The organism is Trichococcus collinsii, from assembly GCF_900107505.1.
Lineage (GTDB): Bacteria > Bacillota > Bacilli > Lactobacillales > Aerococcaceae > Trichococcus > Trichococcus collinsii.
In genome coordinates, this window is sequence record NZ_FNQH01000002.1 from 411,698 (window position 1) to 424,798 (window position 13,101).

Genomic DNA, 13,101 nt, shown 5'->3' on the forward strand with positions numbered 1-13,101 from the left:
CCGCATTACAAGCGAAACGCCGGCGACATCAGATGTTGGCAGCGCGCTTTTCATCAATGGCCATTACCAGTTCCTGAAGATCCGCTTCCGAATAGTGGTATTTTTCGCCACAGAAATGGCAGACAACCTCAGCGCCATGATCTTCTTCAATCATTTCCTGCAACTCGGTCTTGCCGATTGAACTCAATCCTTCGCTGAAACGATCTCTGGAACAATCGCAGTGGAAACGCACAGGCATCTTCTCCAACACTTCCACATTTTCTTCGCCCAATATGCGCTTCAAAATCTGTTCAGGCGTTTCTCCGTTTTCCATCAATCTGGAAACCAACGGAATGGCTGCGATATTCTTTTCCACTTTTGTGATTGCTTCATCACTGGCGTCGGGCATCACCTGGATCATGAATCCGCCAGCAGCTTTGATCGAATCATCTGTATCCACTAGCACGCTCAAACCGATGGCTGAAGGTACTTGCTCAGAATTTGCCATGTAGTAGGTGAAATCCTCGCCCAACTCACCGCTGACAAGCGAAACTTGTCCCGTAAACGGTTCTTTCATTCCTAAGTCTTTGATGACCGTCAAGGTGCCTTCCGTCCCCACAACTGCACGCACATCCAGTTTGCCATGGTCGTTCAATGAAAGATTAACATTTGGGTTTGCAATATAGGCTTTGATGTCGCCCTTGCCATTCGCATCTGCGAGTATGCGGCCTCCCAAGCCATCACCATTCACGATAACAGTCATTTTTTCCTCATTCTTCAAGCCGGCAGCAGCCAACAATAACGTTCCTACCATCGTGCGGCCTAATGCCGCAGAAGAAGCGCTCCATGTATCATGCCTTCTTTGGGCCTCCGCAACCGCCTCTGTTGCGTCGATTGCATACGCACGGAATTGTCCTTCATAAGCTAATGCTTTAATTAAATAGTCACTCATGTATAATCCTCCATCACATTCTTAAATTGTTTCTCTATCATTCTACTATAGGTCGGAACGAAAGCAACCATACTTTGCTTGCTTACTTTTATAAAGCTTTCCATTCATGACAAAAAGTCTGAGATTTTCATCCCAGACTTTTTGTTGAACGCTATTTGTTTTATTTTTCTTCTGTATCAGTGGCTTCATTTTCCGATTCTTTTTCTGAATTTTTGTTCGCTTCACTATCTGCAGTAGGCAATGAAACTTCAGATGAATCTTCGGATTCGTCAGCAGCAAGCGCCAACTCTTCTTGACGAATTTTTTCAGCCTCTTTCTTTTCAAGAGCGCGTTTGGCTTCTTCAAAAGACTGCGCTTTTTCGCTTGGAAATTCTTCAGTATTCGAGTCCGAAGGCATTTGGCCGGTTTCGAACAAGCTGCGGATTGTTTTCTCATCGAGTGTTTCCAATTCCAACAATTTTGCAGCGATCAGATTCAGTTGTTCGCGGTGCTCTTCGATGATCTGACGCGCTCTGACATGTGCTTCGCTCATCATACGACGGACTTCCGAGTCAATTTGGTATGCAATGTCTTCGGAGTAAGCTTTGGTTTGACCATAGTCCCGTCCGACGAATACTTGATGATTCCCTTCATACTGCACAGTACCCAACTTCTCACTCATACCGTACTCGGTAACCATACTTCTGATCAAGCCAGTCGCTTGTTCGAAGTCGTTGCTGGCGCCTGTAGTTTGGACGTTGAAGACAACTTCCTCCGCAACACGTCCACCAAGCAAGCCAACCACTTGTTCCAACAATTCATCCTTCGTCATAAGGAATCGATCCTCTTTCGGAAGCATGATTGCGTATCCTCCAGCGCGACCGCGTGGAACGATCGTAACTTTGTGGACAACGCGGGCATCGCTCAGCACCATTCCGACTATTGTATGACCGGCTTCATGGAAAGCAACCATTTCACGTTCCCGCTTGCTGATGACACGATCTCTCTTGGCCGGACCGGCAATAACACGGTCATGCGCTTCGTCAACATCAAGTGCATCTATTTTTGTTTTATTCCGTCTTGCCGCGACCAAGGCTGCTTCGTTCAAAAGGTTTTCCAGATCTGCTCCAGAGAAGCCAGGTGTCTGTTGCGCGACAACTTTCAGATCGACGTTGCTTGCCAAAGGTTTATTGCGGGAATGAACTTTCAGTATTGCTTCACGACCTTTTACATCCGGTCTTCCCACCAAAATCTGGCGGTCAAAACGGCCTGGACGAAGCAAAGCCGGATCGAGTACGTCTGAACGGTTGGTAGCAGCAATTACGATGATGCCTTCATTGCCGGAAAAACCATCCATCTCAACCAACAATTGGTTCAGTGTCTGTTCGCGTTCATCATGTCCGCCACCCATACCGGCGCCACGTTGACGTCCGACAGCATCGATTTCATCGATGAAGATGATTGCAGGAGCGGCTTTTTTGGCTTGCTCGAACAAATCACGCACACGGCTAGCACCTACACCGACGAACATTTCTACGAATTCCGAACCGGAAATCGAGAAGAAAGGCACACCAGCCTCACCAGCAACTGCTTTAGCCAATAAGGTCTTACCTATCCCTGGAGGTCCTTCCAGCAAAACACCCGCCGGAATTCTTGCTCCAAGTGCCGTGAAACGACGTGGATCCTTCAGGAATTCCACTACTTCAACAAGCTCTTGTTTTTCTTCCTCTGCGCCAGCGACGTCAGAAAAACGTACTTTCATCGGTTTCTTGGTGGCATCCTCTGACTTCGTTTTGCCGAAGTTCATGACATTGCGGTTACCGCCTTGCCCTCCTCCAGCTTGTCCCATCATCATGTACATGAAGAAGATGAAGATAACGATCGGCAATACGCTGAACAGGATACTGATCCATGCGCCGGACTGATCTTCTTCCAACGGCACCATCTGTGTATCCGTCGTTTCAGCGATGTCTGTAATCTGTTTCAGAGTCTCATCATTCGGTAAGACTTTGGTTGTGAAATTCTTCGTTGTAGTGCTAGTTGTGTCATCAAACAACAGTAGATCGCTGGATGAATCCGCCACTTCCAGTTCTTGTTCGGTGCGGTATTCACCGCTGATCTCATAAACGCCTGCACCCGGTTGGATTGTGAAACTATCCACCTCTTCCGAGTTCAAGGCATCCATAAATTCGCTTGCTGAAATTTCTTGGCTCGTCTCTGTGTCCATACCGCCTGTAATCATCGAAACCACTGCAATGATCGCAAGGAAGATCAGCACATAAAAGCCGCTGCTTTTAAGAAAATTAGTTTTTTTCATTAGAACCTCCTCGTCAGATATCGTTCTTCGCAGACTTTATCTTACGTCTCATCTTTTTTGTTTGTACAATATACTGGTATCTCACTAATCATATCATATCTGACCAATTTTAACGAATGATTTTACTCATAAACTTCGGTTTTTAAAACCCCGATATAAGGGAGGTTGCGGTACTTTTCATTGAAGTCCAATCCGTATCCGACGACAAACTCATTTGGAACGTTGATACCAATGTAATCCGCTTCCAAATCCACGACGCGGCGTTCTTTTTTGTCCATCAAAGTAACCACTTTTATGGATTTGGCTTTACGGTATTTGAATATTTCAATCAGGTAACTTAACGTCCGCCCGGTGTCGATGATGTCCTCCACGATCAACAGGTCGCGGCCGTCCACGGTCGTATCCAGATCTTTCAGGATCTTCACATCTCCACTCGATTCCATTCCGGCTCCGTAACTGGAAACGTCCATGAAATCCAATTCCAGATCGCAGGCCATCGCGCGCGACAAGTCGGTCATGAACATGACGGCACCTTTAAGTACACCGATCACTAACGGATTTTTCCCTTCATATTCTTCCGTCAATTGTGCGCCCAAGTCTTTGACTACTGCGCTGATTTCTTCTTCACTGTATAATACTTCCTTGATATCAGGATGCAACATTTCTTTCACCTCAAAAATTTATTTAATGTAAATCAATCTGTAACGCGTTTGTTCACTGTCATTCTCGGACAACCAGACGGACTGGGCATAGCCCGGCACCCATAAAATACGTCCCTCGTCATCAGTGACGATACAGGCTTTTCGTCTTTCTTCATCCGGAATTTTTTTATCCACAAATAGCCGGCTCACTTTTTTTGTGAAGGGCTGATTTTTGTTTAAAACTATCTTGTCGCCCGAATGCCGGGAACGCACCCTAAAAGGCAGCAGCGCCGATTCTTCAGTGATTCCAACGCTCAGAGCCTCCAACAACAGTTCTTTTGAAACCGCATTATCGTTATGAAATAATCCTATTCTACCATGAGAAGGCAAGGTTACCCATTTATTTAGCTCCAATACCTCACAAAAATCAGAAAAATCGATCCTGACTGAATCAGGGGATAAGAAAGTAAGTTTATCATACCTTTTTCTGGCCTGCCACCCTCCCGCCAAAGATATTTGCTTTTGGGGAGACTGGTTTTCGATAAGATGCATGATGGCAGTCAGCTGGCTCCTGCGGAAGTCTTGGCCTGCCGGTATCAGTTGCTCCGTCACAAAATGACTGAGCACGAGTCGTTGCAAGGAACCGTCACACATTTGCCATGCGACCAGATCCAATACCCAGTCCGCTTCAACCTTTGTGAACAGTGAACGAAACGACTGGACTACAAGAGGTTGAACGACAGTTAATACATCCTGCAGATCTTCCGAAAAATCGCTGAAATGCTTGGATGCTTGGTTGTTTTCTGCCTTCAGAAGCGGAATGATGCTGTTCCGGTATCTGTTGCGCGTAAAAGTCAGCTCTGAATTGGTGCTATCTTCTCGATAAGGAATTCCAGCAATTCCGCAAATTTGATAGAGTTCGTCTTTTTGAAACGCCAGTAGTGGGCGGACGAGTTGCCCTGAGCCAAACGTGCGCGTCATTGAGATTCCGGAGATACCTTTCAGCGTACTCCCCCTCACCAGACGCATCAAAATCGTCTCCAACTGATCATCGGCATGGTGAGCTGTCGCCAAGTGCGTCGCTGACCATTTTTCCATCATATCCGCAAAGAAGGCATAGCGAAATTCTCTTGCTGCCATTTCCAAGCTCGACCTCGGGTGGCTTTCTTCGGACCAGTGTTCCGAAAAAAATGGTATCCCTTTATTTTGACAGTAGTCTTGGACCATCCGGAATTCCTCATCTGACTCTTCCCTGAGATGATGGTGGACATGCACCACCGCGAACTGCGGTTGCCATTCCGACGGCAGCTGCTGGACTAGCCCCAGCAAAGCCATGGAATCCGCGCCGCCTGATACCGCTAAAAGCAAACGGCTTTCCTTATTCCAAAGTTGCTGGCGTTCCAACTCTTTGCATAGACGCAGAATATATTCCTGCATAACATCCCTGCTCTCTTTCCTAAGTAAAGCAAAAAAGAGGGTGCGACAATCGGTTTCCCTTTTGCCCATCCTCTAGAAATCACTATTTTCTATCCACGTCTGCCGCCACGGCCGCCACGTTTGCCTTCCGTATTGCGCTTGATGGAAGTCAGACGGTCTTCGCTATCCTTCAAGAAGCTGCTCATCAACGAGTCGAAGTCGTTTTTAAGACCTTTATCCTGATGGGCTGAGAAATCTTTTCTGCCTTTGGAAAAAGAACCTTCTGGACGAGGAGTTGTACTTTTTTGATAAGGTCTACTTTCTCGTTGGGGTCTGGTAACTTCCCCTGCTGGCTTGTCCACAGCTTTACGGATGGATAGGCCAATCTTCCCATCATCGGCAATGGACATAACCTTTACGATCACTTCATCGCCAACCTTCAAAACATCCTTTATTTCCTTTACAAAAGTATCAGAAATTTCACTAATATGAACTAATCCTGTCTTACCGCTACCTAAATCAATGAATGCACCAAAATTTGTAATCCCTGTAACTTTTCCTGATACTTTATTCCCAACTTCAATTGACATAAAAAAAAAGTTCCTCCTTCATTTTTGCTCAGCTAATTATAACACGGATTTTGCAGAAAAAAATAGAATCTTTATTCATCAATAGATTCATGAATCCGAATCTGCCGCATTCTCTTGTTTCTCGGCCATTTTTGTCTGATTATCTTCAGGCAAACTGAAGATGATTTCACCATCTTTACTCAAGTAATATTTACCGCGCGCCAATTTGGCGATGTATTCATCATCCTGCAACAATTTTACTTCATAAGTCAATTGCGTATTTTCGTCCTTAGCCTGCTTTTTCTCTGTTTGGGCCAAAGCAATGGCAGCATCGAGATTACGGATTTCCAGCCAGTTCCCGACTGTTTTCCACAGGCAAGGCAAAATCAGGGCAGCGCCGAAGAAAAAAATCAGGGACAATCTTCTCATATGGGCTTTCTTTTCCCTCTGAAATATACGTTTCTGACTGTGTTGCGCCTTAGTAAAATCATTTTGCATCACGGTAACGTTGTCAGCTGTCGTTTTCTTCGTCTTTTCCTTCACCCCGATCGCCTCCTTGAAAACTTCCACATCCACATTATCTCCGAATAGTTTTACTCATGTAAAAGTATAGAAGAAACAGCGCGGATTGTCCATGGCCTTTCGCATCATCAGAAGCGATTTTCTTCAGGTCTGGGTGCAACCGTTTCGCTGATGAGGGTATACATTTCCTGCGCTTCATCCTTTTTGGTCGTTTCCACGATTTTGTCGACGCGCACGACGACGGTTTTGTTCCCGAATTGCAGCGTCATTTCATCTCCCTCTTTGACAGTCGAACTCGACTTAGCTTGCTTGCCGTTGATCAGGATGCGCCCCTTGTCCGCCACTTCTTTAGCCACTGATCTGCGTTTGATCAAGCGGGATACTTTTAAAAATTTATCTAGTCTCATCGGAATTCCCCTTTTCTTTTGCTTTTATTGCTTGCCACATCATATCGATATCTTCGATCGTATCAGCCTTCACCCCGTCAAAAACATGCGGATGGCGTCTGCGCAATTTTTTGTTCAATGTTTCCAGGATATCTTCCATCGTAAAAAAGCCTTCTCGTTCGCCAAAAGAGGCGTGATAGAAAACTTGGAGCAGAATATCGCCCAACTCTTCGATCAGATTATCAATATCATCGTTCTGGATTGCTTCCGCCACTTCTTCGCATTCTTCCTTCAGATAGGGCAACAGACTTTCGTGGGTCTGAGATTGTACCCAAACATCTTTTTCTACGATGGCATCCATGTAAGCCTGGGTCAACTCAAAGCTTTTCGTGCGTTCATCTGTATCAAGCGGCGGAACATACAAAGAAAGCAGGTTATGCACACCCTCAAGTCTGTCCATCTCGTACAGCGGGCACCAAGTCACTTTCTGCATCTTGGTCCCTGCCGCATCGACCAAAGCTACTTGATGCTCATCCGGATATTTCTCCATCAGCTTCAATTTCACATCGCTTGCGACGAATTCATTGAAAACTTGCATGATGATCAGGTGACTACCTAAGCTCAGCTGGTCCTGGTGGAAGGACAAACCATCCAACAACTGGAAGCCCTCGATCGGATCGATGGCCACAGCCTGAAAGAAGTCATCGATGAAACTCTTCCCACCGACGATTTCCACTTCGATCCCCGCCTCGTTCTGCAGCAAATGCTTAACGGAATCCTCCGCAACCAATGGATGTCCCGGAACAGCATAAATCAGATTTTGCACCTTTGCTTTTTCCAATAAATAATCTGCTATCTGACGGTATACATCATCAAAATTATCCTTCGATTCATATATGTGATCAAAACTTTCAAACTGCACGCCTGCAGCCTTCAGATTCTCAACCACCGGATGCTCTTTGGTCCGCAGATGGACGAATTCAGCTGCCAGCAAGCGACTGTATACGCCATAAGGCAGTTGTTCCAAATCGCCAGCCCCAAGCCCCATTATTTGAATTTTACCCATACATTTCTCCTTCTGTAACTTTTTTCTATTTTAAGTCGCTCGTTTTATCCGGCAATTTACGCAGCAGTTTTTTCCCGAACGGAATGCTTATCCACTCTCGTAAAGTAAAGAGCCTCACTTTTAGAATATACCATAAGAACACCGCTACACCAGCACAAACCGTCACAGATGCTATCACGGAATCCGTAAGCCGACCTCCGTCCGTAAAGACATACCCTTCCAAACCGATCCGCAACGCATCTACCGTGATAAAAAGGACCACACAGCCGGCCATAAGTTTGAGGAAAAACCGATCCGTAAACCAGACTTCCCGCAGGGCACGTTCACTGTTCAGCGAAAGCACTAGCAGCATGGCGCCCAGACCGGCTATCAAAGCGATGCTTGCTCCCATTGTCCCCAACGATTCCACCAACAGCAGATTACCGAAGAACTTGACCCCAAGACCAGCTGCCAAGGCAACCAAGGAAATCTTGTATTGACCCAGACTTTGCAAAATGGAATGATAGGCGGTCATGATTGAAGCCGCAAAAATAGCCAAAATATATACGGACAAAACTGCGATGCCTTCACGGTCTCCGAAAAGCATATTGTTGACGTTCGGCAAAATAGCCAGCAGTCCCGTCACCGCGGCAGCCGAAAAAACACTTGTCATCCGCAGCAACGAGACGGCGGATCGGGTGAATTCGCCCTGGCGTCCTTGCGCATGCGCTTGGCTCATCATTGGAATGAAGCTGGCCGAAAATCCGGTTCCCACAACCATGCCCAACTGCACTAGCGGTTGGCCCCGGTCATAGATACCCTTGACATTTTTTGCCAGTTCGCTGGCTATGCCGCCATCTAGCAAGCCGTTATAGAGCGTAAATGAATCGATGAGTTGGAACAGCACCAGAATCGCGCTGAGCAGGCAAATCGTCGCCCCTTCAGTCGCATAGCGTCGGACTAGGCTTCGCCATTGTATGGCGGGCGCCTCTTGTTTTGACTGTCGATCATTAAGTGGTGTCGAATCATGATTTCGTCTTTCTTTGTAATAGGCAACCAACAGAATCAGGCTAGCCAGCACTGCACCAACAGTCGCGCCGCTCATGGCATTTGCGCCCATCGCATAAAGGTCACCTTGTGTTTTCGTGTACAGATAAGCAGCGAAAAGGATCGCCCCGACCCGCACCAGTTGCTCCGCCACCTGCGAAATCGCAGTCGGCTCCATGCGGTAACTGCCTTGGAAGTACCCCCGCAACGTCGCCAGTATGGGCATCCACAAAAACATCCAGGATACCGATTGCAAAATCGGCTTCAAGTCCGGATCCCCCATCAGTAGCGCCAGTCGCCCGGAAAAGCCATAAATACCCATGAACAGGATAAACCCGAAGACGCCAAGTATGACCAGGCTGCGCTTCAACATCATTTTGCGGGTCCCGCTATCTGGCGTTTCCGCAATCATCTTCGAAAGAAATACCGGAAAGCCCGATAAAGCGAACGTCATACCGATACCATAGATAGGATAAACTTGCTGATAAACGTAAAAGCCTGTGTTTCCCACCATATTCTGGAACGGCACCCGATAGACTGCACTGAGTATCTTGCTGATGAAAGCAGCTAAAGAAAGCAACAGCGCACCCTTCATCATCTGCTTCAAGCGATTATTTTCCATCTGTTTCTCCCGCTGTTTCGTTTGTTTCGGCGACGCAGGCTTTGACGAATGCATTGAGATGATTCAGCCATTGGCGGTTCGGTAATTTCCCGATGACCAGACTGACAACCAATTTGGCATTATTCAAATTGACCTGGGCCTTCAACGGGATTTTGCTGAGCGCTTCAAACACAGCCGGTCCCTGCAGGCGAACGGTCGCTTCCTGTGAGAAGGTGATGACGATCGTCTCTCCTTGGCGTTTGATCGTTTCGATCTGGCTCTTCTCGGCGTAATTTTTGATCAGACCGACCTCCAACAAATCGGATACCTCTTGCGGATAATCACCGAAGCGATCGATCAAATCCGTTTCGATTTCATCATGATCTTCAACGCCATCGATTCGTTGGATTCGTTTGTAGAAGTCGATTTTTTGGCGCTCATCCTCTATATAATCGGCAGGTATGTACGCGTCGATGCTCAAGTCGATTTCAACGATGGAACGCTTCGTTTTCGCTTTCAGGCCTCGTTTGGCCGCAACTGCCTCTCCCAACATCTCGGAGTACAGATCGAACCCGACCGAGTCTATGAAGCCGTGTTGTTGCGCACCCAAAAGGTTCCCGGCTCCACGGATTGACAAGTCACGCATGGCAATTTTAAAACCTGCGCCCAATTCCGTGAATTCCTTGATGGACTGCAATCTTTTCTCACTGACTTCCGTCAGCATTTTGTTCGGCTGATACATTAAGTAGGCATAGGCAATTCGATTCGTTCTGCCGACACGTCCGCGTAGCTGGTAAAGCTGCGACAATCCCATCCGATCGGCATTTTCTATGAAGAGTGTGTTGACATTCGGGATATCCACACCCGTTTCTATGATGGTTGTGGTTACAAGCACATCGTAGCGGCCTTCAATAAAATCCATGATGACATTTTCGAGCTGAACTTCGGTCATCTGGCCATGCGCCACAGCGACACGAACATCAGGAACGAGCTCGCGGATCTCTTCGGCTTTCTTCTCGATTGTTTCCACCCGATTGTAGAGATAGAATGCTTGACCTCCGCGGGCCATTTCCCTTTCGATTGCATCCCGGACGGCTCCGTTGTTCTGTTCCATAACATATGTCTGAACCGGATAGCGGTTGGCAGGCGGTGTTTCGATGACAGAGAGATCCCTGACCCCCAGCATCGACATATGGAGGGTCCGCGGTATTGGCGTTGCGGTCAACGTCAAAACGTCCACAGAGGCTTTCATCTGTTTTAAACGTTCTTTGTGCTTCACACCGAAACGTTGCTCTTCGTCGACCACCAGCAATCCTAAGTCAGCGAACACGACGTCCTTCGATAAAATCCGGTGCGTACCGATGACGATATCGACCGTGCCTTTCCGGATCCCCGCCAATGTTTCCTCTTGCTGTTTTTTTGTGCGGAAACGGCTCAGCAAACCGATCTCAAATGGGTACTCTTCAAATCGTTGCGTCAACGATTCATAGTGCTGTTGCGCCAAGATGGTCGTAGGAACAAGGAATGCAGCTTGCTTTCCTTCCTGCACCGCCTTGAAGATGGCACGCATCGCCACTTCCGTTTTTCCGTATCCGACATCACCGACCAGCAAGCGATCCATCGGTTTGATGTTCTCCATGTCCGCCTTGATTTCAGCGGTACTTCGCAGTTGATCGTCGGTTTCGGTATAAGGGAAGGCATTTTCGAATTCAAGCTGCTCCGGCGTATCCGGTTGATAGACGTAGCCCTTTTCAGATTCCCTGTTGGCGTATAGTTCGATCAATTCATCGGCGATATCTTCGATTTTCGAGGCGACTTTCTTTTTCGTTTTCGCCCATTCAGTTCCGCCCAGCTTATGCATTTTGGGCGTTTTGGCATCGGAAGACACATATTTTTGAATCAAATGGATTTGTGTTACAGGAATGAATAATTTAGCGCCTTCCTGGTATGCGATCGACATATAATCTTGGTGGACACCGCCGACTTCGATGGTTTCCATGCCTGTGTAGAGACCTATTCCGTGATTCACGTGGACAACATAATCACCAGGATTCAGTTCTGTATAACTCTTCAACCTCTCCGCATTTGTCATTTTCTGGCGGCGCGGTTGCTTCTTCGTGACTTTGTTGAAGAGTTCCTTTTCAGTGACGAACACGACTTTTTCCTGCGGTAATTCAAATCCGTTCGCCATTCCGCCAATCAGGATATTCACTTTTTCGGGAATAAACGGATCGCTTCCTCTGATGTAGCTATGGATGCCGAAATCCGCAAATATCCGTTGCACCTTTTCAGCACGTTCCAGGGAAGGGACCATGACAAATACCGTCATATGCTGCTTGAGCCAACGCTCCATTTCCAACTTGACTTGCGGCATCTGACTGAAGAAATTGTTCAATGTGCGGTATTGGAAAGGATAGACTCCATGGAACCGCATATTGCCGAATCCTCTGTGAAACAGAGCGTAATAAATCCGATGCTGTTTGGATTTTTTGATTACGTCGCGGATATCGGCACTGAAATCCTGTGAAGGCAGGCACACGCCTTCCGACACTTTGGCCAACTTCCATTCCGAGGACTCACTTTCGATTGTCCTTTCGACTTCAAGGATGCGGCTGTAATCATCCACAATCAGCAGTGCATCTTCAGCAATGTAGTCCAAAACCGTAGGCTGTTCTGGATAGACCAAACTTGTATACAATTGCGCATCCCTCGATAGTTCACCACGCTTCATATTATCTGTCAGCTCGGAGAATACACGCGTCATGCTTTCTTTGACCTCTTGATTTTTGATGCCTTTGATGGCTTTTTCAGCCTTTTTCTCTACAGCGCTTGCTTGCTTCGCTATCTCTTCTTTCGTGAAAATTGTGTCATGCGCCGGCAAGATTCGGACAGTTTCGATAGATTCGCTGGATTTTTGCGTGTAGGCATCAAAATAGCGCAATGTATCGATTTCAGTATCGAAGAGTTCCAATCGCAAGGGGTTCTCCTCGTTCAAGGCATAGATGTCGATGATGCCTCCGCGTATGCTGAACTCACCCGGGCTGGCAACCATCCGTTCACGGGTATAGCCCATTGCAACCAATTTTTCAGGCAGGGTGTCCAGATCCAACTCCATGCCAATGGAAAAGTCAAGGCAATGCGTTTCCCAGATTGAAGCCGGAGAGAGGATTTTTTTGAATCCGGCAGCTGGAATCACTACAATCCCCTTTTTGCCGCTCTTCAGAAAATCCAATGTTTCGACCCGTTGGCTGCGGTATTCAGGTGATGAAAACGCCAATTCCGCAGCGACCGATTCCTCAACAGGAAAGATTTGGATGGGAACGTCCGGTGCCAGTTGGCTGATGTCCTCATACACTTGGGTTGCTTGGAGCAAATTGGGGGTCAAGACGATGACCGGCTTCTGCAATTCTTCGAACAGGATACTCGTCAACAGATTGCGGCCTGATCCTGAAAGCCCAGCTACCAATTGCGGCAACTCTGCATTGATTTCCGACAAAACTGTTTGTATATTTTTTGTTCTTTTTAAATATTTTTCTATTTCTTTCATGAATATTCTCCTCGTTCATTGTATGTTCTGCAGAAAAAAGGTTATCGCTTTCATCTTGATTCACCCTATGCAGGTTGTGCGGCAGACACAAAAGAGGTCC

At 47.0% G+C, this 13,101-nt stretch carries 10 protein-coding genes; all 10 read right to left on the minus strand.

All coding sequences use genetic code 11. From position 1 onward, the window contains the following. Nucleotides 1-28: 28 nt before the first annotated feature. Complete coding sequence (gene hslO / locus BLV66_RS06315) at nt 29-931, minus strand: Hsp33 family molecular chaperone HslO (RefSeq protein ID WP_086987314.1); 903 nt, start codon at nt 929-931, stop codon at nt 29-31. A 160-nt stretch (nt 932-1,091) separates the two neighbouring features. Beyond that, nucleotides 1,092-3,227 (minus strand): ATP-dependent zinc metalloprotease FtsH, encoded by a 2,136-nt coding sequence (gene ftsH, locus BLV66_RS06320; protein WP_086987313.1) that lies wholly within the window; start codon nt 3,225-3,227, stop codon nt 1,092-1,094. Nucleotides 3,228-3,349: 122 nt separating this feature from the next. After that, complete coding sequence (gene hpt / locus BLV66_RS06325; RefSeq protein WP_086987312.1) at nt 3,350-3,889, minus strand: hypoxanthine phosphoribosyltransferase; 540 nt, start codon at nt 3,887-3,889, stop codon at nt 3,350-3,352. A gap of 18 nt (nt 3,890-3,907) precedes the next feature. After that, nucleotides 3,908-5,305 (minus strand): tRNA lysidine(34) synthetase TilS, encoded by a 1,398-nt coding sequence (gene tilS / locus BLV66_RS06330; protein ID WP_176974155.1) that lies wholly within the window; start codon nt 5,303-5,305, stop codon nt 3,908-3,910. A gap of 89 nt (nt 5,306-5,394) precedes the next feature. Beyond that, nucleotides 5,395-5,874: a S1 domain-containing RNA-binding protein gene (locus BLV66_RS06335; protein WP_086987310.1), complete on the minus strand. Its 480-nt coding sequence runs from the start codon at nt 5,872-5,874 to the stop codon at nt 5,395-5,397. An 87-nt stretch (nt 5,875-5,961) separates the two neighbouring features. Further along, nucleotides 5,962-6,396, minus strand: coding sequence for an FtsB family cell division protein (locus BLV66_RS06340; protein ID WP_245826737.1), 435 nt, complete (start codon nt 6,394-6,396; stop codon nt 5,962-5,964). Nucleotides 6,397-6,503: 107 nt separating this feature from the next. Beyond that, the gene (locus BLV66_RS06345; RefSeq protein ID WP_086987309.1) at nt 6,504-6,782 is read right to left on the minus strand and encodes an RNA-binding S4 domain-containing protein; all 279 of its coding nucleotides are present in this window, start codon (nt 6,780-6,782) and stop codon (nt 6,504-6,506) included. Further along, a complete protein-coding gene (locus tag BLV66_RS06350; protein WP_086987308.1) occupies nt 6,769-7,827 on the minus strand; it encodes a MazG nucleotide pyrophosphohydrolase domain-containing protein in 1,059 nt (352 codons plus the stop codon). Before BLV66_RS06350 ends, BLV66_RS06345 begins: the two co-directional genes overlap by 14 nt. A gap of 25 nt (nt 7,828-7,852) precedes the next feature. Next, on the minus strand, nt 7,853-9,475 hold the full coding sequence (locus BLV66_RS06355) for a putative polysaccharide biosynthesis protein (RefSeq protein ID WP_086987307.1): 1,623 nt from the start codon (nt 9,473-9,475) through the stop codon (nt 7,853-7,855). Further along, complete coding sequence (gene mfd, locus BLV66_RS06360; RefSeq protein ID WP_086987306.1) at nt 9,465-13,001, minus strand: transcription-repair coupling factor; 3,537 nt, start codon at nt 12,999-13,001, stop codon at nt 9,465-9,467. Before mfd ends, BLV66_RS06355 begins: the two co-directional genes overlap by 11 nt. Between the last annotated feature and the right edge of the window lie 100 nt (nt 13,002-13,101).

What these genes read in the sequence shown, in the direction of transcription:
- BLV66_RS06345 (WP_086987309.1), bottom strand. Translation starts at nt 6,782, where the DNA reads ATGAGACTAGATAAATTTTTAAAAGTATCCCGCTTGATCAAACGCAGA.
- hpt (WP_086987312.1), bottom strand. Translation starts at nt 3,889, where the DNA reads ATGTTGCATCCTGATATCAAGGAAGTATTATACAGTGAAGAAGAAATC.
- ftsH (WP_086987313.1), bottom strand. Translation starts at nt 3,227, where the DNA reads ATGAAAAAAACTAATTTTCTTAAAAGCAGCGGCTTTTATGTGCTGATC.
- hslO (WP_086987314.1), bottom strand. Translation starts at nt 931, where the DNA reads ATGAGTGACTATTTAATTAAAGCATTAGCTTATGAAGGACAATTCCGT.
- tilS (WP_176974155.1), bottom strand. Translation starts at nt 5,305, where the DNA reads ATGCAGGAATATATTCTGCGTCTATGCAAAGAGTTGGAACGCCAGCAA.
- BLV66_RS06355 (WP_086987307.1), bottom strand. Translation starts at nt 9,475, where the DNA reads ATGGAAAATAATCGCTTGAAGCAGATGATGAAGGGTGCGCTGTTGCTT.
- BLV66_RS06335 (WP_086987310.1), bottom strand. Translation starts at nt 5,874, where the DNA reads ATGTCAATTGAAGTTGGGAATAAAGTATCAGGAAAAGTTACAGGGATT.
- BLV66_RS06350 (WP_086987308.1), bottom strand. Translation starts at nt 7,827, where the DNA reads ATGGGTAAAATTCAAATAATGGGGCTTGGGGCTGGCGATTTGGAACAA.
- mfd (WP_086987306.1), bottom strand. Translation starts at nt 13,001, where the DNA reads ATGAAAGAAATAGAAAAATATTTAAAAAGAACAAAAAATATACAAACA.